31 protein-coding genes and 1 tRNA gene are annotated in these 18629 nt (G+C 39.2%); 1 reads left to right on the forward strand and 31 read right to left on the reverse strand.

The window, feature by feature from the left end; translation table 11 throughout:
• Positions 1-139: 139 nt before the first annotated feature.
• Positions 140-634: a GNAT family N-acetyltransferase gene (locus tag EQJ87_RS07085; RefSeq protein WP_130123965.1), complete on the forward strand. Its 495-nt coding sequence runs from the start codon at positions 140-142 to the stop codon at positions 632-634.
• A 72-nt stretch (positions 635-706) separates the two neighbouring features.
• Here EQJ87_RS07085 and EQJ87_RS07090 read toward each other — a convergent pair whose 3' ends face one another.
• The 31 genes from EQJ87_RS07090 to rplP form a co-directional block, all read right to left on the reverse strand.
• The gene (locus EQJ87_RS07090; RefSeq protein ID WP_130123966.1) at positions 707-1033 is read right to left on the reverse strand and encodes a DUF1048 domain-containing protein; all 327 of its coding nucleotides are present in this window, start codon (positions 1031-1033) and stop codon (positions 707-709) included.
• Entirely contained in the window at positions 1030-1368 is a 339-nt protein-coding gene (locus tag EQJ87_RS07095; protein ID WP_130123967.1) for a DUF1048 domain-containing protein, read from the reverse strand. The genes EQJ87_RS07090 and EQJ87_RS07095 overlap by 4 nt, the downstream gene beginning before the upstream one ends.
• Positions 1361-1705, reverse strand: coding sequence for a PadR family transcriptional regulator (locus EQJ87_RS07100; protein WP_130123968.1), 345 nt, complete (start codon positions 1703-1705; stop codon positions 1361-1363). The genes EQJ87_RS07095 and EQJ87_RS07100 overlap by 8 nt, the downstream gene beginning before the upstream one ends.
• A gap of 89 nt (positions 1706-1794) precedes the next feature.
• A complete protein-coding gene (locus EQJ87_RS07105; RefSeq protein ID WP_130123969.1) occupies positions 1795-2445 on the reverse strand; it encodes a pyridoxamine 5'-phosphate oxidase family protein in 651 nt (216 codons plus the stop codon).
• 75 nt (positions 2446-2520) lie between these two features.
• Entirely contained in the window at positions 2521-3606 is a 1086-nt protein-coding gene (locus EQJ87_RS07110) for a PIN/TRAM domain-containing protein (protein WP_130123970.1), read from the reverse strand.
• 138 nt (positions 3607-3744) lie between these two features.
• Entirely contained in the window at positions 3745-4587 is an 843-nt protein-coding gene (locus EQJ87_RS07115) for a hypothetical protein (RefSeq protein ID WP_130123971.1), read from the reverse strand.
• Positions 4588-4775: 188 nt separating this feature from the next.
• Positions 4776-6137, reverse strand: a complete 1362-nt coding sequence (gene radA, locus EQJ87_RS07120) for a DNA repair protein RadA (RefSeq protein ID WP_130123972.1) — start codon at positions 6135-6137, stop codon at positions 4776-4778.
• Between the two features lie 277 nt (positions 6138-6414).
• Entirely contained in the window at positions 6415-6660 is a 246-nt protein-coding gene (locus EQJ87_RS07125) for a hypothetical protein (protein WP_130123973.1), read from the reverse strand.
• A gap of 230 nt (positions 6661-6890) precedes the next feature.
• Positions 6891-6963: transfer RNA gene (locus EQJ87_RS07130), tRNA-Thr, on the reverse strand.
• A 178-nt stretch (positions 6964-7141) separates the two neighbouring features.
• A complete protein-coding gene (gene rplQ / locus EQJ87_RS07135) occupies positions 7142-7522 on the reverse strand; it encodes a 50S ribosomal protein L17 (protein WP_130123974.1) in 381 nt (126 codons plus the stop codon).
• A 15-nt stretch (positions 7523-7537) separates the two neighbouring features.
• On the reverse strand, positions 7538-8476 hold the full coding sequence (locus EQJ87_RS07140; RefSeq protein WP_130123975.1) for a DNA-directed RNA polymerase subunit alpha: 939 nt from the start codon (positions 8474-8476) through the stop codon (positions 7538-7540).
• Positions 8477-8524: 48 nt separating this feature from the next.
• Positions 8525-8908, reverse strand: coding sequence for a 30S ribosomal protein S11 (gene rpsK, locus EQJ87_RS07145; protein ID WP_075525626.1), 384 nt, complete (start codon positions 8906-8908; stop codon positions 8525-8527).
• 20 nt (positions 8909-8928) lie between these two features.
• Positions 8929-9294, reverse strand: a complete 366-nt coding sequence (rpsM, locus tag EQJ87_RS07150; protein WP_130123976.1) for a 30S ribosomal protein S13 — start codon at positions 9292-9294, stop codon at positions 8929-8931.
• 17 nt (positions 9295-9311) lie between these two features.
• Positions 9312-9428 (reverse strand): 50S ribosomal protein L36, encoded by a 117-nt coding sequence (gene rpmJ, locus EQJ87_RS07155; protein ID WP_014024193.1) that lies wholly within the window; start codon positions 9426-9428, stop codon positions 9312-9314.
• A gap of 53 nt (positions 9429-9481) precedes the next feature.
• Positions 9482-9700 (reverse strand): translation initiation factor IF-1, encoded by a 219-nt coding sequence (infA, locus tag EQJ87_RS07160; protein ID WP_003130554.1) that lies wholly within the window; start codon positions 9698-9700, stop codon positions 9482-9484.
• Positions 9701-9972: 272 nt separating this feature from the next.
• The gene (locus EQJ87_RS07165; RefSeq protein ID WP_130123977.1) at positions 9973-10620 is read right to left on the reverse strand and encodes an adenylate kinase; all 648 of its coding nucleotides are present in this window, start codon (positions 10618-10620) and stop codon (positions 9973-9975) included.
• 141 nt (positions 10621-10761) lie between these two features.
• Positions 10762-12081 carry a preprotein translocase subunit SecY gene (gene secY / locus EQJ87_RS07170; protein WP_130123978.1) on the reverse strand — a complete coding sequence of 440 codons (1320 nt, stop codon included), beginning with the start codon at positions 12079-12081 and terminating at the stop codon, positions 10762-10764.
• Between the two features lie 80 nt (positions 12082-12161).
• On the reverse strand, positions 12162-12605 hold the full coding sequence (gene rplO / locus EQJ87_RS07175) for a 50S ribosomal protein L15 (RefSeq protein WP_130123979.1): 444 nt from the start codon (positions 12603-12605) through the stop codon (positions 12162-12164).
• 189 nt (positions 12606-12794) lie between these two features.
• A complete protein-coding gene (gene rpmD, locus EQJ87_RS07180) occupies positions 12795-12977 on the reverse strand; it encodes a 50S ribosomal protein L30 (protein ID WP_130123980.1) in 183 nt (60 codons plus the stop codon).
• Between the two features lie 10 nt (positions 12978-12987).
• The gene (gene rpsE, locus EQJ87_RS07185; RefSeq protein WP_003129922.1) at positions 12988-13494 is read right to left on the reverse strand and encodes a 30S ribosomal protein S5; all 507 of its coding nucleotides are present in this window, start codon (positions 13492-13494) and stop codon (positions 12988-12990) included.
• An 18-nt stretch (positions 13495-13512) separates the two neighbouring features.
• Positions 13513-13860, reverse strand: coding sequence for a 50S ribosomal protein L18 (rplR, locus tag EQJ87_RS07190; RefSeq protein ID WP_130123981.1), 348 nt, complete (start codon positions 13858-13860; stop codon positions 13513-13515).
• Between the two features lie 173 nt (positions 13861-14033).
• Complete coding sequence (gene rplF, locus EQJ87_RS07195) at positions 14034-14570, reverse strand: 50S ribosomal protein L6 (protein ID WP_130123982.1); 537 nt, start codon at positions 14568-14570, stop codon at positions 14034-14036.
• Between the two features lie 187 nt (positions 14571-14757).
• A complete protein-coding gene (rpsH, locus tag EQJ87_RS07200) occupies positions 14758-15156 on the reverse strand; it encodes a 30S ribosomal protein S8 (RefSeq protein WP_120772498.1) in 399 nt (132 codons plus the stop codon).
• Positions 15157-15365: 209 nt separating this feature from the next.
• A complete protein-coding gene (locus EQJ87_RS07205; RefSeq protein WP_130123983.1) occupies positions 15366-15971 on the reverse strand; it encodes a DUF6287 domain-containing protein in 606 nt (201 codons plus the stop codon).
• Positions 15972-16124: 153 nt separating this feature from the next.
• The gene (locus tag EQJ87_RS07210; protein WP_003129946.1) at positions 16125-16310 is read right to left on the reverse strand and encodes a type Z 30S ribosomal protein S14; all 186 of its coding nucleotides are present in this window, start codon (positions 16308-16310) and stop codon (positions 16125-16127) included.
• A gap of 18 nt (positions 16311-16328) precedes the next feature.
• A complete protein-coding gene (rplE, locus tag EQJ87_RS07215) occupies positions 16329-16871 on the reverse strand; it encodes a 50S ribosomal protein L5 (protein ID WP_130123984.1) in 543 nt (180 codons plus the stop codon).
• A 19-nt stretch (positions 16872-16890) separates the two neighbouring features.
• Positions 16891-17196, reverse strand: coding sequence for a 50S ribosomal protein L24 (rplX, locus tag EQJ87_RS07220; protein ID WP_130124615.1), 306 nt, complete (start codon positions 17194-17196; stop codon positions 16891-16893).
• Positions 17197-17330: 134 nt separating this feature from the next.
• The gene (gene rplN, locus EQJ87_RS07225) at positions 17331-17699 is read right to left on the reverse strand and encodes a 50S ribosomal protein L14 (protein WP_130123985.1); all 369 of its coding nucleotides are present in this window, start codon (positions 17697-17699) and stop codon (positions 17331-17333) included.
• A gap of 23 nt (positions 17700-17722) precedes the next feature.
• Positions 17723-17983 carry a 30S ribosomal protein S17 gene (gene rpsQ / locus EQJ87_RS07230; RefSeq protein WP_120772555.1) on the reverse strand — a complete coding sequence of 87 codons (261 nt, stop codon included), beginning with the start codon at positions 17981-17983 and terminating at the stop codon, positions 17723-17725.
• Positions 17984-18003: 20 nt separating this feature from the next.
• The gene (rpmC, locus tag EQJ87_RS07235; protein ID WP_075525614.1) at positions 18004-18213 is read right to left on the reverse strand and encodes a 50S ribosomal protein L29; all 210 of its coding nucleotides are present in this window, start codon (positions 18211-18213) and stop codon (positions 18004-18006) included.
• Positions 18213-18626, reverse strand: a complete 414-nt coding sequence (gene rplP, locus EQJ87_RS07240; protein WP_120772557.1) for a 50S ribosomal protein L16 — start codon at positions 18624-18626, stop codon at positions 18213-18215. The genes rpmC and rplP overlap by 1 nt, the downstream gene beginning before the upstream one ends.
• Between the last annotated feature and the right edge of the window lie 3 nt (positions 18627-18629).

Here is an 18629-nt window from a genome sequence, read left to right on the forward strand (position 1 = left end):
ATACACTTTTATATCAGGTGTTACAATAGGTTTAACTTGAATAACTTAAGTGAATTTATCGTGATATTGATTTCTTTAGATTACACTGAAGAGAAATGTTGTATTCTTTTTTTCATATTATTTATGTTAGAATGAGAATATGACTGAAATTACTTACAATCAAATTACTCTAAATGATATAGATGATGTTATGGAGATTGAACGATTAACTTTCTCAGAAAATGAAGCACTCACTTTAGAATCAATGATTGAACGAATCAATCAAATTCCAGATACTTTCATTGTAGCTCGAAACAGCGAAGGACGACTTGTAGGCTACATCGTTGGGCCAGTCACTGAAAATCGCTATTTGAGTGATGATTGCTTTGAACATACCGACCCAAATCCTTTTTCTTCTGGTTTTCAAAAGGTGATTAGCCTGACTGTTAATCCTGATTATCAAAAACTAGGGATTGCAACGAAGCTTTTACTTTTGCTCGAAAAAGAAGCCCGTTCTAAAGGACGTTTAGGGATTAGTTTGACTTGCCATGATTATTTGATTCCTTATTATGAAAAGCATGGTTTTACTAATGAGGGGCTCTCAGAGTCCCAGCTCGGTGGCGAAACTTGGTATAACATGGTGATGGAATTTTGATAACAAAAAAAGTTACTGGCGGCTGTGTCAGTAACTTTTTTGATTTAATTTTTTACTGACGTAATGGTCAGTTCATTTGTTAGCAAAATAAGCATTAAGTTTTTGACGGTGTTTTTCTCGCCAGTCATTTTTATTATCAAGTAGCAATTCGTCAGCAAATGTGGCGATATCTGCACCTAAAACTTCTACTACTGTCCGCTCATTTGCCACAGCATTTTCAAATAAATCCAAAATGTCGCCAAAAATGTGCCAATCTGACAAGCCCATATTAAAAAGATATTTTGTAAGGGCTTTGTAGGCGCTGAAAAATTCGGGTGGCAAGGCTTTGGCACGCGCTTGGAGTTGTCGCCACTCTTTTTTCTCTTCCAAAGCGCCAAAGATTTTTTCAAAAGTTGTCATTTTTTCACCGCCTTATTTAATTTTCTTCTTTGCTTATCTTCCCAACTTTTACTTTCAATCATTTGGTCAATAAAAGCAGCTACGTCCGCCCCTATCAAATCGGTCAACTGACGTTTTTGTACGGCACATTCTTCAAGTAAGTCCAAGATTTGATCGAAAATAAATTTGAAATCTTTCCATCTTGTCGCTCCAGAAAGCCAAATATAATCTTTAAGCTGAACATAATCTTCATAATAATCAGCTCCCAGTGCTTTGGCACGGACTTCAAATTCACGAAAAGTCCGTTTTTCTTCTAAGCCAAGCATTCTGTCAAAAATATTTCTTTGCTCAGTCATGATTTCCCTCCAAATTTTCTTGCTTGCGTAAGACTTCTAAACGTTCTGCGATAAAACTCCATTTTTTCCAAAACTTTTGGCGCTCGATTTCTCCTGCCGGACTCAAGCGATACCATTTTCTAGATGGCCCCATTGTTGAAGGCTTTTTTTCAATCTCAACGAGCTGCTTTTTTTCAAGTCTCATAGTAATAGTATAGACCGTTCCTTCAACCACATCTTCAAAACCAAGTGTCTTTAGTTTCTGAGTGATTTCATAACCGTACGTTTCGCCTTGCCCAATGATTTCAAGAACACTTCCTTCCAAAACTCCTTTGAGCATTTCTGTGATTTGGTTCATTTTTTCTCCTTTAGTAGTCTGTGATACTTATTACGGCTATATAATACTACTAAGTAGTGAACTTGTCAAGCTTTTTTATCAGAAAAAAACTACCTGTTTTTGGTAGTTCTTTCTTTCTCAAAATTGATAACGGTCAGTTGTCCTTTGAAATTTTCATAGAGAGCGGAGTGGATATTCAAACGAATAATGGACATATTCCCCGCATTTTCATGGAGGGATAAAATCAAAGGTTCGATTTTGACGATTGCTTTAGCCTCGACGTCTTCTAGAATTTCGGCAGTGACACGGTTCGAGGAAAGACGACCACCTTTTTCTAAATTGTCAAACCAAGTTGTAAAACTTACTGCGGAATTTTGCTTAAGATTTTGCACTTTGGTAGTAGTCTTTTCTGCTACCATATAGAGCTGGTTTTCTGCATTATGAGCTTGAATAAAGCTCATAATTGTTGTTGAACTTTTACCTTGACCACTAGACACACTCAAAGCAAGGTAACCTGGAAAATCTTTTAAAATAAGAGAAAATTCGCTCTTTGGACTAGCTACTCCCACGGCATTTGCTTTTTTATTTGCTTTAGCAATCGTCAATAACACTAGGGGAAGAGTAAGAACGATGTAAGCCACCAGCACTCCGAGAAAAAATCGTAGCCAAAAATTACCAAAATTTGTCTCTAAAATCACAGTAAAAGCTGCAAGGGCGATTAAAAAAATAATAAACAACTGTGCAAAGCGTTTAAAGTACATGATAACCTCCAAATCAAATTTTATTGTCTTCATTTTAGCATAAAAACCGACAAAGAGTCGGCTTTCATAGATAGCTTATTTTTTGACCAAGTCAGCAAAAATCATGCGACCTGCACTGGTTTGCAAGACTTTTGCCACTTCTACCGTGACGGTTTTTTCGGTCAATTTCGCTGCATCTTCGATGACAATCATTGTACCATCTGGCAGATAGGCAACACCTTGTTGGCGCTCTGATCCTGCACGGATAATTTGAACATTGATGTGTTCGCCGACAACAAGCTGGGTTTTAACTGCATTTGCCAAGTCGTTGATGTTTAAAACTTGGACGCCTTGAATTTCTGCAACTTTGTTGAGGTTGAAATCATTAGTGACTAATTTCGCTCCTGTACTGCTGGCATATTTGAGCAACTTTGTATCAACTTCTCGAACATCTGTGAAATCCACTTGTGAGATTTCTACTTGTTCAAAATTGGTCAACTCATTCACTAAATCAAGGCCACGGCGCCCTTTTGCTCTTTTAAGGGGATCTGAGCTGTCTGAGATAAGCTGCAATTCTAAAATCACAAAGTTAGGAACAATTACCTTGTCAGAAATAAATCCTGTTTTGAGGACATCTAAAATTCGTCCATCAATAATTGAACTTGTATCTAATAGAACACTTTTTTCTGTCTTTATTTCATTCACTGGCTGATCCGGAGTTGCTGGTGCCTCAGTGGCCAACACTTCTCGGCGTTTACGAAAGAAAACTTTTGCAATCTCATCACCGCGTCGGTCAAACAGGACGTAGCCGAGATAAATCATGACCAAAACAAATAAAAATGAGATGATGTTCCCCAAAATTGGAACGTTTAAAAATCTTAATGGGATACTTCCGATAACCCCTACTAAAAGTCCCAAAACAATCCCAATGATATTGAAAACCATTTTCGACATATTCATTTTAGAGATTTTAGAGTCGATCTGTCTCAGTCCTTTAAGTATTGAGCCAGCAAACACAAATGAAAGAATAATAAAAATAATTGCACCAATGATACCGTCAACAACTTCGTATTGTAGAATCCCCTTGTCCCAACTAAACATTTTTAGAATGGATGGTACAACAGTGATGCCTAATGATGCTCCAATAACAGCCATAACTAGATGAATAATCCAACGACGCATCTGTTTCCTCCTATTTAAGAATGATTGGGCTTACAAAAAAGCCCTGTGTTAATTATAACACAAGGAGCTTTAATATTACTTATATAAACATGAGAGAATTTAATCTTACTCTCATTGGAGTACCTATTATTCCTTAAATTAGTTTGCCAGAAGCGACCATGCACCATAAGGGCCAACTTTATCTGGTGTTGCTCCTCCTGTTACAGTCCAATTGGCAATGTAAGTTTTTCCTTCATAAGTTACCTTATCTCCATTTCGACGATCATTTCCCCCACCATTATATGTTTGTTTAGGATTCCATGCTGGGTATTCTGAAGTTGTTGGAGTTGTTTGTACTACTGGTTCTTGTGCTTGGGGTGTTGGAGTTGTTTGTGATGCTGGTTGCTGTGCTTGGGTTGCTACTTGTTGTAAATCTTTGATTTGTTGTTGGAGATTAGCAATTGTTTGGTTGGCTGTATCTACTTCACTTTGTTTACTTGACAGAGCTTGAGCATCTGAAATAATTGTTTGGTTGGCTGTGTCTAATTCATTTTGCTTATCAGCTAGTGCTTGAGCATTTGCAGCGATGGTCTGATCATCGCTTGCAGATTTTTGATTGGCGACTTCAAGCTGCTGACTAACTGTCACCAGTTGTTGATTGAGTACGGCAAGATGCTGATTGCTCTCCGTAAGTTTACGTTGATTTTCATTTTCTTTTGCCTGACTTGCTTGTTCTGATTGAGTCAGTTGTTGTTGTAAATTTGTTACTTGTGAACTGAACGATTGAGCTGAATTTTTAGCAACTGATAGATTAGAATTTAATTGAACGATTTCACTATCTCGACTGTGGAGTCTTGTTGATAGTGTGTCGATATCTTCGTTAATCGCTTCAACTTCTCCATGCCCTTGCCAATAGTTATCTGCAAAAACTTTTGCTCCTAATCCAACACTTAAAAGCGCCCCTGCTACGCATGATACGATATAAAGTTTTTTCAATTCCATCTTTTCATTCTCCCAGCTTATACTTCTGTGCTCTAAAAATCGCTTTATAAGCTTTACAATTTTATCACATCATCACTCGACAAACAAGCCTCAACCTTGATTATCACTGTATTTTAAGTTTTGTAAAAAGTGAAAGTATTTTATAAAACGTGTCGTAATATTCCGTCATGAGCTTCTCTTTATCAGAATTAGCCAAAAACTTTTTTTAAACACTCTGTTAGGGTTGTTACACCAATCACTACAAGATTTTCAGGAATTTCAATTCCTGATATGGAATTTTTAGGGGCATAGACTTTTTTAAAGCCTAATTTTGCTGCTTCGTTTAAACGCTGTTCAATACGAGTGACCCGCCGAATTTCGCCAGTCAAGCCAATCTCTCCGATAAAACACTCACGCGCATCTGTCGGGAGTTCTTTGTAGCTTGAGGCAACGGCAACGGCGACAGCAAGATCGATTGCTGGTTCGTCTAATTTGACGCCTCCCGCAGATTTGAGATAGGCATCTTGATTTTGCAGCAATAAGCCTGCTCTTTTTTCAAGAACAGCCATAATCAAGCTCACTCGGTTGAAATCGAGACCGGAAGTAGTCCTTTTGGCATTTCCAAACATTGTCGGAGTTGTCAAGGCTTGAATTTCAACCAAGATAGGTCGTGTGCCTTCTAGTGCACAAACGATAGCTGAACCGGTTGAACCTTCTAGGCGCTCCTCTAAAAACACTTCTGAGGGGTTGGTTACTTCGACTAGTCCATGCCCTTGCATCTCAAAAATCCCAATTTCATTTGTTGAACCAAAACGATTTTTGACGGCTCGCAAGATTCGGAAAGTATTGTTTCGCTCTCCTTCAAAATAAAGAACAGTATCCACCATATGTTCTAGCATCCGAGGGCCAGCAAGTTGACCTTCTTTGGTTACGTGACCTACGATGAACGTGGCAATATTATTTGTTTTGGCAATTTGCATTAATTCACCAGTTACCTCGCGCACTTGACTGACTGAACCTTGTGTGGACTGGATTTCTGGCGTCATAATGGTTTGAATTGAGTCAATAATCAAGAAATTGGGTTTCAACCGTTCGACTTCTGCGCGGATGGACTGCATATTGGTTTCAGCATAAAGGTAAAAGTCGCGGTCAATATCGCCTAAACGTTCTGCGCGGAGCTTGATTTGTTGGGCAGATTCTTCACCAGACACATAAAGCACACGACCTCGTGAGGCAAGCTGGGTGGATACTTGCAAGAGCAAGGTGGATTTACCAATACCTGGATCACCTCCAATTAAAACAAGGGAGCCTGGGACAACACCACCACCTAATACGCGATTGAATTCGTCAAGGTCTGTTTCGATTCTGGGTGTGTCAAAAAGTTCGACTTCGTCCAGTTTCATGGGTTTTGAGCGTTCTCCGGTCATTGAGATGCGTTGGTTCTTCACTTCTTGAACTTCCACTTCCTCAACGAAGGAAGACCACTCTCCACAGTTTGGACAGCGTCCGAGATATGAGGCTGATTTATAGTCACAATTTTGACAAATAAAGGATGATTTTTTCTTTGCCATTTTCCCTCCATATACTAGTACGTAAATTTTATTCAAATGTAACAAAAAAGCGGATAATCCGCTGTAATAATTACGATAAAGGATGTTTTGCTCTCTCATTTTATCATATTTTTGCCGGATTGTCCTGCTTATTTTTTCGTCAGTATTTTGGTCAGAGAGAAAATGCTGACGGAATTTTATTTTGGGGTTGACTAATCATTCATCAGTAAAAAAGGGCTCCTCTTGCTAATTTTTAGCGCAACAAAAATCCCGCTGTCGCCTAGCACAAGAGAAAAAATCAGTGCAATTCGCCAAGCATATAAAGATCAATCTGATCTAAGACTAAACTTTCTGTCGCTGAGCAGGTGCCATCGTAAACCATATAGCCCTTCTCGTAGCCTTGAATCACAAAATGCGCACAAGGCCCGCCATTATGGGAAATCAGTAACTCATTATTTCTAAAATCAATTCGCCAAGCCTGATACTCTGCTTTTCCGCTTTCCATTGCTCCATCAATCAATTTTTTCAGCGTTTGGATTTTCATTGCGTCAACCTCCACTTGTAAGCCTTTTCTCTCTTATTATATGCTTTTTTTCTGATAAAATCTTGTTTGGGGCTGGAAAATTTTAATTTTATCAGAGAAAATGCTGACGGATTTCATTTTGCACTTCCGTCAGCATTTTTTCTCATTTCGTCAGCAAATTCTCTGGAAAATCAATGAAATTTCGGCAAAGAAAAAAGCCTTTTGGCTGATTTCACTTTTTTGTTTATTGATGCCATTGAACAGAATCGAACTGTCGACCTTCACCTTACCATGGTGCTGCTCTACCGACTGAGCTACAACGGCGGTTTAAATTGAGTGGTCTGATTAGGCTGATTAAGGAATAGTCAGTCTAATCGACAGAGCTAGACTATAAGCAAGGCTGACGCGAAAGAGAGTCCATTACAACTCAACACATACGTCCACAGAACCCCCGCCAACATCATAACACTCAATTTAGATTTTACTTCAAGATTTAATTAGATTAAACCAATTCAATGATTGCCATAGGCGCTGCATCACCACGACGTGGTTCTACTTTAAGGATACGAGTGTAACCACCGTTACGTCCTTCATAGCGTTTAGCAAGATCGCTGAACAATTTTTGAAGCGCAGTTGGGAAAGTTTCAGTTTCTTCGTTGAAATCTTTGATTGCGATTTCGTTACGTACGTAAGCTGCTGCTGCACGACGAGCTGAAAGATCACCTTTTTTACCAAGCGTAATCATTTTTTCTACTGTACGACGAACTTCTTTAGCACGAGCTTCAGTTGTAACGATTGTTTCGTTGATAATCAAGTCAGTAGTCAAATCACGAAGCATAGCTTTACGTTGTGAAGATGTACGTCCAAGTTTACGATTGCTCATTTGTTTCCTCCTGTATTATTTTCTTTTTTTAAGGGAAAGTCCCAATTCAGTCAATTTAACTTTGACTTCTTCTACTGATTTGTGACCGAGGTTTTTGACTTTAATCATGTCAGCTTCGCTCATTTCAACAATATCAGCAACAGTGTTGATACCTGCACGTTTCAAACCATTGTAGGCACGAACTGAGAAGTCCATTTCTTCAATAATTTTATCGAGCACACGTTCTGTTTTCACTTCGTCTTTAACAACGAGTGTTTCAGCTTCAGCAGCAACTTCTGATAAATCAACAAACAAGCCTAAGTGGTCTGTCAAGATTTTTGCAGAGAGTGACAAAGCATCATCAGCAACGATAGTACCGTTTGTAGTAATTTCAAGTGTTAATTTATCGTAGCTAGAATCTCCACCAACACGGGCAGGTTCTACTTGATAATTCACTTTGCTTACTGGTGTGTAAAGTGAGTCTACAGCAATTGTGCCAATAGGCGCTCCATCGACTTTATTTTCGTCGGCTGGAACATAGCCGTATCCTTTTTTAACAGTCATTACAGCACGCATTGAGTGACCTTCAGCAATAGAGAACAAGTAATGGTCTTTGTTGACAATTTCAATGTCGCTATCCGTTAAGATATCACCAGCAGTAACATCCATAGGGCCAGTTACGTCAAGTTCAATTTGTTTTTCAGACTCTACGTATGATTTGATGGCAATTCCTTTAACCGCAAGAACGATTTGGATGACATCTTCACGTACGCCAGGGATTGTTGCGAATTCGTGTTGAACACCTTCAATTTGAATTGAAGTCACAGCAGCACCAGGAAGTGATGACAAAAGGACGCGACGCAGAGAGTTACCTAAAGTTGTACCATAACCACGTTCAAGTGGTTCAACAACGAATTTACCGTAATTTTCTGATTCGTCAAATTTAGTAATTTTTGGTTTTTCAAACTCAATCATGTATATTCTCCTCTAAAGCGAAAAGTGATTAGTGACAAGAGTGACTAATTATACACGACGACGTTTTGGAGGACGTGCACCATTGTGAGGTACAGGAGTCACATCACTGATAGATGTTACATTAAGACCAGCTGCTGCGAGTGCGCGAATAGCTGATTCACGACCTGAACCAGGACCTTTAACAGTAACTGATACAGTTTTCAAACCTTGCTCTTGAGCAGCTTTAGCAGCAGCTTCTGAAGCCATTTGAGCGGCGAATGGTGTAGATTTTTTAGAACCTTTGAAACCAAGTGCACCGGCTGAAGACCATGCAAGGGCGTTACCATGAACGTCTGTGATCATAACGATTGTGTTGTTGAATGTTGATTGGATATGAACGATACCTGATTCAATATTCTTTTTAACACGACGTTTACGTGTAATTTTTGGCATTTTAACTCCTTTCTATCTAATTATTTTTTCTTGCCTGCGATTGATTTAGCAGGACCTTTACGTGTACGAGCGTTGTTCTTAGTGTTTTGTCCACGTGTAGGAAGTCCACGACGGTGACGCATACCACGGTAAGAACCAATTTCCATCAAACGTTTGATGTTAAGTGACACTTCGCGACGAAGATCTCCTTCAAGTTTGAGTCCATCAAGTTCACGACGAATCGCATCTTCTTGATCAGATGTCAAATCTTTTGTACGAATATCTTCTGAAACACTTGCAGCTGCAAGTACTTTTTTAGATGTTTGAAGTCCAACACCGTAAACGTATGTCAATGAAATAACAATGCGTTTTTCGTTTGGAATATCAACTCCAGCAAAACGAGCCATATTTTTCTATTTCCTTTCTATCCCTGACGTTGTTTGTGTTTTGGATTTACAGGGCAAATTACCATTACACGACCGTTACGACGAATTACTTTACAGTATTCGCAGATTGGTTTAACTGATGGTCTTACTTTCATTGTGTCTTCCTTTCTAATGGTTACTGTGCATACGCACTCAATGAACGTCCGAATTACTTAAAGCGGTAAGTAATGCGTCCTCGTGTCAAATCGTATGGTGAGAGTTCAACTTGAACCTTGTCCCCAGGCAAGATACGGATATAATTCTTACGAATTTTTCCTGAAATCGTCGCCAAGACTTGGTGACCATTTTCGAGTTCAACAGTGAACATAGCATTCGGCATTGTATCAACGACTTTGCCGTCTACTTCAATTACATCATCTTTTGCCAAGCAAAAGTACCTCCTTAAAAGTTTCCCGAAAGATATCAATATATCTAAAAAGTCGGACTTATGTATTTTAGCACTTTTTGACCATAAATGCAAGTCTTTCTATCAAAAAAGCCTTTATTTTTCTAGCTTTCTTCCATTTTTTGCATGAACAAGCTTATAAAAGCGTTCATGGCAATGTTTTCGGGTGTTTCATGCTTTCTAATTTACTGACGGATTTCTATAAATGCAATCCGTCAGCAAAAAAGTCCTCCTATGGAGGACAATTTATCAGCTTAACCCAATACTTTTTTAATATCTTCAGTGACTTTACTAATTTCTTGCTCACCTTCAATATCTTTAACCAATCCAAGTTCAGTATAATGTGCAATGATTGGTGCAGATTCTTTGATGTTGACGTCAAGACGATTTTTTACTGTTTCTGGAACATCGTCAGCACGTTGGTAAAGATCATGGCTACCACAAACATCACAAGTGCCTTCAACTTTCGTTGGATTGAAAATTTTATGATATGTCGCCCCACAATTGCGGCAGATATAACGGCCACTCAAGCGGTCAACCAAAATGTCTGGATTAACTTTAATATTAACTACTGCATCAAGTTTAATCTCAAGCTCACCAAGCATTTTGTCAAGAGCATAGGCTTGATCAATCGTACGTGGGTAGCCATCAAGCAAGAAACCATGTGCTTTGATGTCATCTTGAGCCAAACGTTCTTTAACAATACCATTTGTCACTTCGTCAGGAACAAGCTCACCTTTGTCAATGAAAGATTTAGCAAGTTTGCCCATTTCTGTTTCATTTTTCATCGCTGCGCGGAACATATCACCTGTTGAAATATGGTTTACACCATAATTTTTAACGATAAATTCTGCTTGTGTTCCTTTACCAGCACCTGGAAGTCCCATAATTAACAAATTCATTTTGTTTTCTCCTGATTTTACTCTACTAATTTACTGACGGATTTATTATCAGTTTTCGTCAGCAAATTCTCTGTGTTTTACTTAACCATTTTAGCTTATTTTTGTCAAAAAATAAAGAAAAACCTTGCCAAAGGCAAGATTTTATTTTGTTTCAAGTGGATTATCCATAAATCCTGTATATTTACGTTTGAGCAAATATCCTTCAAGTTGTTTTACCGCTTGAATCGCAACCTGAATCAAAATCAGGAGTGATGTTCCCCCAAGAGCGACAATTTTAGGGAGTCCCCAAATATTTTGTGCCGCAATAGGAATGATTGAAATCAAACCAAGGAAAAGCGCACCAACTGTGGCTAAACGCATCAAAAGCCGTGAAACATACTTTTCAGTTCCTTTCCCTGGACGAACAGATGGAATGTAAGAACCTTGCTTTTGCAGATTTTCAGCCATCTTCTCAGGATTGACCTGAACGAACGAATAGAAGAAAGTAAAGAGAATGATTAGCAGGGCATAAAAAAGCATTCCTGTCCAAGTAGTATAAGAGAGTGCATTTTGCAAATCAGCAAGCCAACCCACATTGTTGCCTTGCGAGCGTTGCAAGAATTGCAAAATAGTCGCCGGAGCAGTTGTGATTGATCCAGCAAAGATAACAGGGATAACCCCAGCTGGATTGACACGAAGTGGCAAATAAGAGCTTGTTGGCGCCCCTTGAGTCAACTTGGTATATTGAACAGGCACTTTACGTTCTGCTTGTTGCACGTAGGTTGTGACATAAATGATGATAATTGCTGCCAAAATTAAACCGATAACAAATACCCAAGACATTGGAATTTCTGAAGGACGAACATTCAAGAATTTTTCATCATAAACAGATTTGACTGCTGAAGGAATTCCTGAAACAATCCCAGCAAAGATGATAACTGATACCCCAGAACCAAAACCTTTTTCATTAATTTGCTCACCCATCCAAGTAACAATCATTGATCCAGTGGTTAAAAGTGCACCAATCATCAAATAACTTTGCCAATTTGGATTTTGAACAATGTTCAACGTACTCATTGCTTGGAAACCAGCGGTAATCCCGATAGATTGCGCCATGGCAAGTACTAAAGTGATATAGCGTGTCGCTTGATTTGATTTACGACGACCAATTTCCCCTTGTTTTGACCATTCCACAAAAACTGGCAAGATGTCCATTTGTAAAAGCTGCACAATGATTGATGCTGTGATGTAAGGCGAAACCCCCATCGCAAATAGCGAATAGTTTTGCATCGCATTACCAGAAACCAAGTTCATCATGTTCAAGAATGGCAAATCGCTTACCGCAGCTAAGTTTTGAACATTAACCCCAGGTACAGTGACATGGGCTCCAAGTCGGAAAACAAAAAGAATAAAAATCGTAAAGAAAATTCTTGCGCGAACATCCTTTATCTTAAGTGCTTCCCAAAGTGTTTTAAAGAACATAAAACCTCCTTAAAGCGTTTTACTTATAAAATAGACAATAAGCGGCTGAATCCTCAACCGCTAATTGAAATGTGAAAAAATTATGCTTCTTCTACAGAACCGCCAGCAGCTTCGATTGCAGCTTTAGCAGCAGCAGATACTTTAGCAACTTTAACTTTCAAGTTTTTAACTGTCAATTCGCCGTTAGCAAGCACTTTGATACCTGATTTAACATCTTTAACGATTTTAGCAGCTACAAGAGTTTCAGCTGAAACAGTAGCGCCATCTTCAAGACGGTTCAAAGTTTCGAGGTTAACGATTGCGTATTCTTTACGGTTAACATTCAAGAAACCACGTTTTGGCATACGACGGAACAATGGAGTTTGTCCACCTTCAAAACCAGGGCGAACTCCGCCACCTGAACGAGATTTTTGACCTTTTTGTCCACGACCAGATGTTTTACCGTTACCTGATGATGTACCACGACCTACACGATTACGTACTTTACGGCTGCCTTCAGCAGCTTTCAATGAATGAAGTTCCATTTTTTTCTCCTTATTTTGTACCTTGCTTGTCGCCTATTTTCCATGTAAGGAACGTGAAAAATAAACTCGCCGATACTTCATATTAAATTTTTGTCTTTACAGACTCTCCTATTTTACTAAATTCAGGCTGAAATAGCAACTGTTATTAAAAAAAATCTGTCAATACTGACAGATTTTTCTTATAACTAATTATGCTTCTGTTTCAACTTTAACCAAGTGAGAAATAGAGTTAACCATACCAAGAATAGCAGGTGTTCCTTCTTTTACTACTGAGCTGTTGAGTTTACCAAGACCGAGTGCTTTTACAGTTTTGCGTTGAGCAGGGATACGGCCGATTGGTGAGTTTACCAATGTAATTTTAATTTGAGCCATTTTGTCCTCCTTAGGCGAAATCTGATACAGATTTACCACGCAATGCGGCAACTTCTTCTGCACGTTTCAATTGGTTCAATCCGTCAACAGTTGCACGAACAACGTTGATTGGTGTGTTTGAACCGAGTGATTTTGATGTTACGTCAGCAACACCAGCGAGTTCGAGGACGGCACGAACGGCACCACCTGCGGCAACTCCAGCACCTTCTACAGCTGGTTTAAGGAGGATTTTACCACCACCGAAGACACCAAGTGCTTCGTGAGGAAGTGTAGTACCTACCATAGGAACTGTAATAAGGTTTTTCTTAGCTGCTTCGATTGCTTTACGGATAGCTTCAGGAACTTCTTGAGCTTTACCAGTACCGAAACCTACGCGACCGTTACGGTCACCAACAACAACAAGTGCTGCAAAGCGAAGACGACGTCCACCTTTAACAACTTTAGTAACGCGGTTAATTGAAACTACGCGTTCTTCAAATTCGCTTTGTTCGCGATCATTTCTTCTGTTTTCTGCCATGTTTAATTACCCCTTTCCTTAGAATTTCAATCCAGCTTCACGAGCTGCTGTAGCGAGTGCTGCAACACGTCCGTGATAGAGGTAACCACCGCGGTCGAAGACAACTTCTTCAACGCCTTTAGCTTTAGCAGCTTCAGCAACGAGTTTACCAACTTCTGCGGCTTGTTCAGTTTTAGTACCAGTCAATTTGAGTGATGAAGCTGATGCAAGTGTGCTGCCCGCAACGTCATCAATAACTTGTGCATAAATGTTTGTGTTTGAACGGAAAACGTTCAAACGTGGAGTTTCAGATGTACCTGAAATTTTTCCGCGAACGCGTGTGTGGCGTTTTTGGCGGAGTTTGTTTTTATCTGGTTTAGAAATCACAATTCTACCTCTATAATATTTTAAATTTCGATAGTTTTTGCCATCGATTTTCTTACTGACCTAAGTGCCAGTAAGCGGGGAGTTTTTGTCTATCTAACAAAGTTAGCATTGACAAAATACTGGCAGTTTGATCAACGTCAAACCACCAATTACGGATTATAATCTTAAACAGATTATTTACCAGTTTTACCTTCTTTGCGACGTACAAATTCGCCAACGTAACGAATCCCTTTACCTTTATAAGGTTCTGGAGCACGACGTGAACGAACGTAAGCAGCCATTTGACCAACAGCTTCTTTGCTGACACCCTCAACAACGATAGATGTTGGGTTAGCAACAACGAATTTGATGCCTTCTGGAGCTTCGATTTCGTCTGGATGTGATTTACCAACTGAAAGGACAAGTTTTGAACCTTGCAATTGTGCACGGTACCCAACCCCGATCATTTCGAGAGCTTTTGAGAAGCCTTCAGAAACACCAACAACCATGTTATTGAAAAGGGCACGAGTAGTTCCGTGGATTGTTTTCATTTCTTTGCTGTCGTTAGGACGAGTGAAAGTTGCTTCAGTACCTTCAATGTTCAACGTGATGTTTTCGTTGAAAGTACGTGTCAATTCACCTTTAGGACCTTTAACAGTTACTGTAGCGCCGTTTTGTTCAACTGTAACACCAGCTGGGATAACAACGACTTTGTTACCAATACGTGACATGTTTTTTCTCCTGTTAGATTATCAGATTGCTAAGCAATCCGTTTTCACGGGTTTTAAATCAATTTTGACTTAAAAAGTTTGTTCTAAATCCACTGCCATTTCTGTCAGTGGATTTTGGTACACCAGAACGCTTGCGCGCTCTTACGAAAGAATCCTCTAAATGCTAAAGCATTAAGAAAATATCTTTTTACCAGATGTAAGCAATTACTTCACCACCAACATTTGTTTGACGAGCAACTTTATCAGTTACGACACCAGTAGATGTTGAGATGATTGCTGTACCAAGTCCGTTAAGAACTTTAGGAACATCGTCAGATTTCACGTAAACGCGAAGACCTGGTTTTGAGATACGTTTCAAGTTAGTGATAACTTTTTCGCCGTTTTTGCCGTATTTAAGGAAAACGCGGATAACGCCTTGTTTGTTATCTTCAACGTATTCAACGTCTTTCACGTAACCTTCAGCTTTGAGGATTTCAGCGATTTGACGTTTGATTTTTGATGCAGGTGCTTCAACAACATCGAATTTACGCATATTAGCGTTACGAATACGAGTCAAGAAGTCTGCGATTGGGTCAGTCATTACCATAGTGATAATTTCTCCTTATTTGTAGTTTGGGCTTGTTCAAATCCCACTTTCAAATTAATGAGGTCTTTTCATAAAAAGACCGAACTTAATTAGTATAGCAAAACTTCCGCGCCATGTCAACACTTTTCTTTACAATGTTTTCGGGTGTGTCATGGCTTTTTCTATAAAAAAATACTGACAGAATTTCTGTCAGCAACTTTCATCCTAGCTTACGAATTCGGACTTGTTGTATCATTACTTATCTTGTAAAAAAATGACATTGGGTTAGTATCAAATATTTCCAAACCCTCATCATCTGAAGTTATTGCAAATCTATCTTTTGTCCTATCTGTTTTATCCGTTTGTGAAGAGTTTGCAAAAGTTGGCGAGCTGTTAGCCGCAGCAAACATGAACCCCATGTATTTCCCAAGATTCACAGCACCGGCAATAATAATCCCATTCTTTGATTGTGGCCCAGATATAACTCTTTGATATTCTGAACTAAAAATGATGGTACCATTTTTCAGAACAGCTTTGCCACTTCCGTCAGTAGTCTGCCATGTTCCGTTTAAGGAAGAATAGTTACCTGCAAGAATTTGTGAACTATTAGCAACCTCATACTGACTAGTTGAACTTGAACTCGTACTTATACTTGAAGATTGTGAACTACTGCTTGGGAGACTTCCCTTACTTTTTGTACTTTGTGACGAACTAGAATGCTCAGTTTTTTTACTTTCTTTACTCCCACTACTACAAGCTGTTAAAGTCGCTAAAGCGCCTAAAAAAATTACAGAAACTGTTACATATTTTTTGATTTTAACAAATTTCTTTTCCATAAATTTCTCCTATTCTTCAGCCATTATAGCAAATTATTACTTTTATTCCACACCCTAGAAAACGTTTTCTCTATCATAAGAATTCTAGATACAAAAAAATTACTGACAGAAATTCTGTCAGTAATTTTTATTCGTTACACGATAATTAACAAATTACCATGAAGCTTTTTTAACGCCTGGCAATTGACCTTTGTAAGCCAATTCGCGAAGACAGATACGGCAAAGTTTGAATTTGCGGTAAACTGAATGTGGACGTCCGCAACGTTCGCAACGAGTATAAGCTTGTGTTGAGAATTTTGCAGGGCGTTGGTTTTTAACAACCATAGATTTCTTAGCCATTTATGTATTCTCCCTACCTTATTTAGCGAACGGCATGCCAAGTTTAGCAAGCAATTCACGTGATTCTTCGTCAGTGTTAGCAGTTGTTACGATAACAATATCCATACCACGAACTTTATCAACATCATCATAGTTGATTTCTGGGAAAATCAATTGTTCTTTCACACCAAGTGTGTAGTTACCGCGACCGTCAAACGCTTTGTTTGATACACCGTGGAAGTCACGTACACGTGGGAGTGAAACAGTAACCAATTTGTCCAAGAATTCGTACATGCGTTCGCCACGAAGTGTAACTTTCGCACCGATAGCCATACCTTCACGAAGACGGAAAGCAGCGACTGATTTTTTAGCTTTAGTAATCAATGGTTTTTGACCAGAGATCAAAGCCAATTCAGCAACAGCTTTATCAAGGTTTTTAGAGTTGTTTACAGCATCTCCAACACCCATGTTGATAACGATTTTATCAACTTTTGGCACAGCCATGATTGAAGTGTAGTTGAATTTTTCAGTCAATGCTGATACTACTTCGTTAGTATATTTTTCTTTCAAACGATTAGTCATATTATTTCTCCTTTCCGCCTTAGTCTAAAATTTCGCCAGATTTTTTGTTGAAACGAACTTTTTTGTCGTCAACAAATTTGTAACCTACGCGACCAGCAACACCATTTTTGTCAAGCACTTGAACGTTAGAAACGTGGATAGGTGCTTCGATTTCAAGAATCGCGCCATTTGGGTTTTCTGCATTTGGTTTTTGGTGTTTCTTCATGATAGCAACACCTTCAACAATGACTTTATTCACTTTTGGCAAAGCTTTGATTACTTTACCAGTTGTACCGCGGTCTTTACCTGCGATAACTTTAACTGTATCACCAGTTTTTACAAACATATTTGATTCCTTTCTTACGCCCATACGGGCACCCTGAACCCTTCGAGTTCAGGGGACTATGCTGTTAATAGTAACAGTAAAATATGATTCTGTCAAGATAATCACTTGCCAAAATCATATTCTATGATGCTTGATTAGAGTACTTCTGGAGCAAGTGACACGATCTTCATGTAGCCTTCTTCGCGAAGTTCGCGAGCGACAGGGCCAAAGATACGTGTTCCGCGAGGAGTTTTGTCATCACGGATAAGTACTGCTGCATTTTCGTCAAATTTGATGTATGAACCATCAGCACGTTTCGCACCAGATTTAGTACGAACGATAACTGCTTTCACAACATCACCTTTTTTAACTGCTCCACCAGGGGCAGCTGATTTTACTGTAGCTACAATGATATCACCGATACCAGCGAACTTACGTGATGAACCACCGAGAACACGGATAGTCAAAAGTTCTTTAGCACCTGAGTTATCTGCAACTTTCAAACGAGATTCTGTTTGAATCATGCTATATTCCTCCTAGTTTTTGCTTAGATAATAACTGCTTCTTCAACGATTTCTACAAGACGGAAATGTTTGTCTTTAGACAAAGGACGAGTTTCCATGATGCGAACGATATCGCCAGTTTTTGCAGAGTTATTTTCGTCGTGAGCTTTATATTTTTTAGAATAATTGATACGTTTACCATAGACAGGGTGGTTACGTTTAGTTTCTACGACAACTGTGATAGTTTTATCCATTTTGTCTGAAACCACGCGGCCTTGATAAACTTTACGTTGATTGCGTTCCATTTATAGTTTCTCCTGACCTATTATTTGTTCAATTCAGCTTGCACAGTTTTTACGCGTGCAATAGTTTTCTTAACTTCGTCAAGCTTTGCTGTGTTTTCGAGACGACCAGCTGCTGCTTGGAAACGAAGATCAAACAATTCTTTTTTCAATTCTGCTTCACGAGCTGTCAATTCTTCAACTGACAAAGCGCGCAAGTCTTTAAGAAGTGATTTAGTTTCGCTCAATTTCATTACGCTTCACCTCGTTTCACAAATTTAGTTTTTACAGGAAGTTTGTGTGAAGCAAGACGCAACGCTTCGCGTGCCACTTCTTCACTTACGCCGCCCAATTCAAACATGACAACGCCACGTTTAACTGGAGCAACCCATCCTTCAGGAGCACCTTTCCCTGAACCCATACGCACACCAATAGCTTTGGCTGTGTATGATTTGTGAGGGAAGATTTTAATCCAAACTTGACCGTTACGTTTCATGTAACGAGTCATAGCAATACGGGCTGCTTCGATTTGACGGTTAGTGATCCAGTGTGAAGTAGTCGCTTGAAGACCAAATTCACCGAATGATACTGTATCGCCACCTTTAGCATAACCACGCATTTTACCGCGGAATTCACGACGGTGTTTTACACGTTTTGGTACTAACATGGA

Source organism: Lactococcus sp. S-13, assembly GCF_004210295.1.
In the GTDB taxonomy this organism is placed as follows: domain Bacteria; phylum Bacillota; class Bacilli; order Lactobacillales; family Streptococcaceae; genus Lactococcus.

What these genes read in the sequence shown, in the direction of transcription:
- EQJ87_RS07085 (WP_130123965.1), top strand. Translation starts at nt 140, where the DNA reads ATGACTGAAATTACTTACAATCAAATTACTCTAAATGATATAGATGAT.
- EQJ87_RS07090 (WP_130123966.1), bottom strand. Translation starts at nt 1,033, where the DNA reads ATGACAACTTTTGAAAAAATCTTTGGCGCTTTGGAAGAGAAAAAAGAG.
- EQJ87_RS07095 (WP_130123967.1), bottom strand. Translation starts at nt 1,368, where the DNA reads ATGACTGAGCAAAGAAATATTTTTGACAGAATGCTTGGCTTAGAAGAA.
- EQJ87_RS07100 (WP_130123968.1), bottom strand. Translation starts at nt 1,705, where the DNA reads ATGAACCAAATCACAGAAATGCTCAAAGGAGTTTTGGAAGGAAGTGTT.
- EQJ87_RS07105 (WP_130123969.1), bottom strand. Translation starts at nt 2,445, where the DNA reads ATGTACTTTAAACGCTTTGCACAGTTGTTTATTATTTTTTTAATCGCC.
- EQJ87_RS07110 (WP_130123970.1), bottom strand. Translation starts at nt 3,606, where the DNA reads ATGCGTCGTTGGATTATTCATCTAGTTATGGCTGTTATTGGAGCATCA.
- EQJ87_RS07115 (WP_130123971.1), bottom strand. Translation starts at nt 4,587, where the DNA reads ATGGAATTGAAAAAACTTTATATCGTATCATGCGTAGCAGGGGCGCTT.
- radA (WP_130123972.1), bottom strand. Translation starts at nt 6,137, where the DNA reads ATGGCAAAGAAAAAATCATCCTTTATTTGTCAAAATTGTGACTATAAA.
- EQJ87_RS07125 (WP_130123973.1), bottom strand. Translation starts at nt 6,660, where the DNA reads ATGAAAATCCAAACGCTGAAAAAATTGATTGATGGAGCAATGGAAAGC.
- rplQ (WP_130123974.1), bottom strand. Translation starts at nt 7,522, where the DNA reads ATGAGCAATCGTAAACTTGGACGTACATCTTCACAACGTAAAGCTATG.
- EQJ87_RS07140 (WP_130123975.1), bottom strand. Translation starts at nt 8,476, where the DNA reads ATGATTGAGTTTGAAAAACCAAAAATTACTAAATTTGACGAATCAGAA.
- rpsK (WP_075525626.1), bottom strand. Translation starts at nt 8,908, where the DNA reads ATGCCAAAAATTACACGTAAACGTCGTGTTAAAAAGAATATTGAATCA.
- rpsM (WP_130123976.1), bottom strand. Translation starts at nt 9,294, where the DNA reads ATGGCTCGTTTTGCTGGAGTTGATATTCCAAACGAAAAACGCATTGTT.
- rpmJ (WP_014024193.1), bottom strand. Translation starts at nt 9,428, where the DNA reads ATGAAAGTAAGACCATCAGTTAAACCAATCTGCGAATACTGTAAAGTA.
- EQJ87_RS07165 (WP_130123977.1), bottom strand. Translation starts at nt 10,620, where the DNA reads ATGAATTTGTTAATTATGGGACTTCCAGGTGCTGGTAAAGGAACACAA.
- secY (WP_130123978.1), bottom strand. Translation starts at nt 12,081, where the DNA reads ATGTTCTTTAAAACACTTTGGGAAGCACTTAAGATAAAGGATGTTCGC.
- rplO (WP_130123979.1), bottom strand. Translation starts at nt 12,605, where the DNA reads ATGGAACTTCATTCATTGAAAGCTGCTGAAGGCAGCCGTAAAGTACGT.
- rpmD (WP_130123980.1), bottom strand. Translation starts at nt 12,977, where the DNA reads ATGGCTCAAATTAAAATTACATTGGTAAACTCACCAATCGGCCGTATC.
- rpsE (WP_003129922.1), bottom strand. Translation starts at nt 13,494, where the DNA reads ATGGCAGAAAACAGAAGAAATGATCGCGAACAAAGCGAATTTGAAGAA.
- rplF (WP_130123982.1), bottom strand. Translation starts at nt 14,570, where the DNA reads ATGTCACGTATTGGTAACAAAGTCGTTGTTATCCCAGCTGGTGTTACA.
- rpsH (WP_120772498.1), bottom strand. Translation starts at nt 15,156, where the DNA reads ATGGTAATGACTGACCCAATCGCAGACTTCTTGACTCGTATTCGTAAC.
- EQJ87_RS07205 (WP_130123983.1), bottom strand. Translation starts at nt 15,971, where the DNA reads ATGGAAAAGAAATTTGTTAAAATCAAAAAATATGTAACAGTTTCTGTA.
- EQJ87_RS07210 (WP_003129946.1), bottom strand. Translation starts at nt 16,310, where the DNA reads ATGGCTAAGAAATCTATGGTTGTTAAAAACCAACGCCCTGCAAAATTC.
- rplE (WP_130123984.1), bottom strand. Translation starts at nt 16,871, where the DNA reads ATGACTAATCGTTTGAAAGAAAAATATACTAACGAAGTAGTATCAGCA.
- rplX (WP_130124615.1), bottom strand. Translation starts at nt 17,196, where the DNA reads ATGTTTGTAAAAACTGGTGATACAGTTAAAGTTATCGCAGGTAAAGAC.
- rplN (WP_130123985.1), bottom strand. Translation starts at nt 17,699, where the DNA reads ATGATTCAAACAGAATCTCGTTTGAAAGTTGCAGATAACTCAGGTGCT.
- rpsQ (WP_120772555.1), bottom strand. Translation starts at nt 17,983, where the DNA reads ATGGAACGCAATCAACGTAAAGTTTATCAAGGCCGCGTGGTTTCAGAC.
- rpmC (WP_075525614.1), bottom strand. Translation starts at nt 18,213, where the DNA reads ATGAAATTGAGCGAAACTAAATCACTTCTTAAAGACTTGCGCGCTTTG.
- rplP (WP_120772557.1), bottom strand. Translation starts at nt 18,626, where the DNA reads ATGTTAGTACCAAAACGTGTAAAACACCGTCGTGAATTCCGCGGTAAA.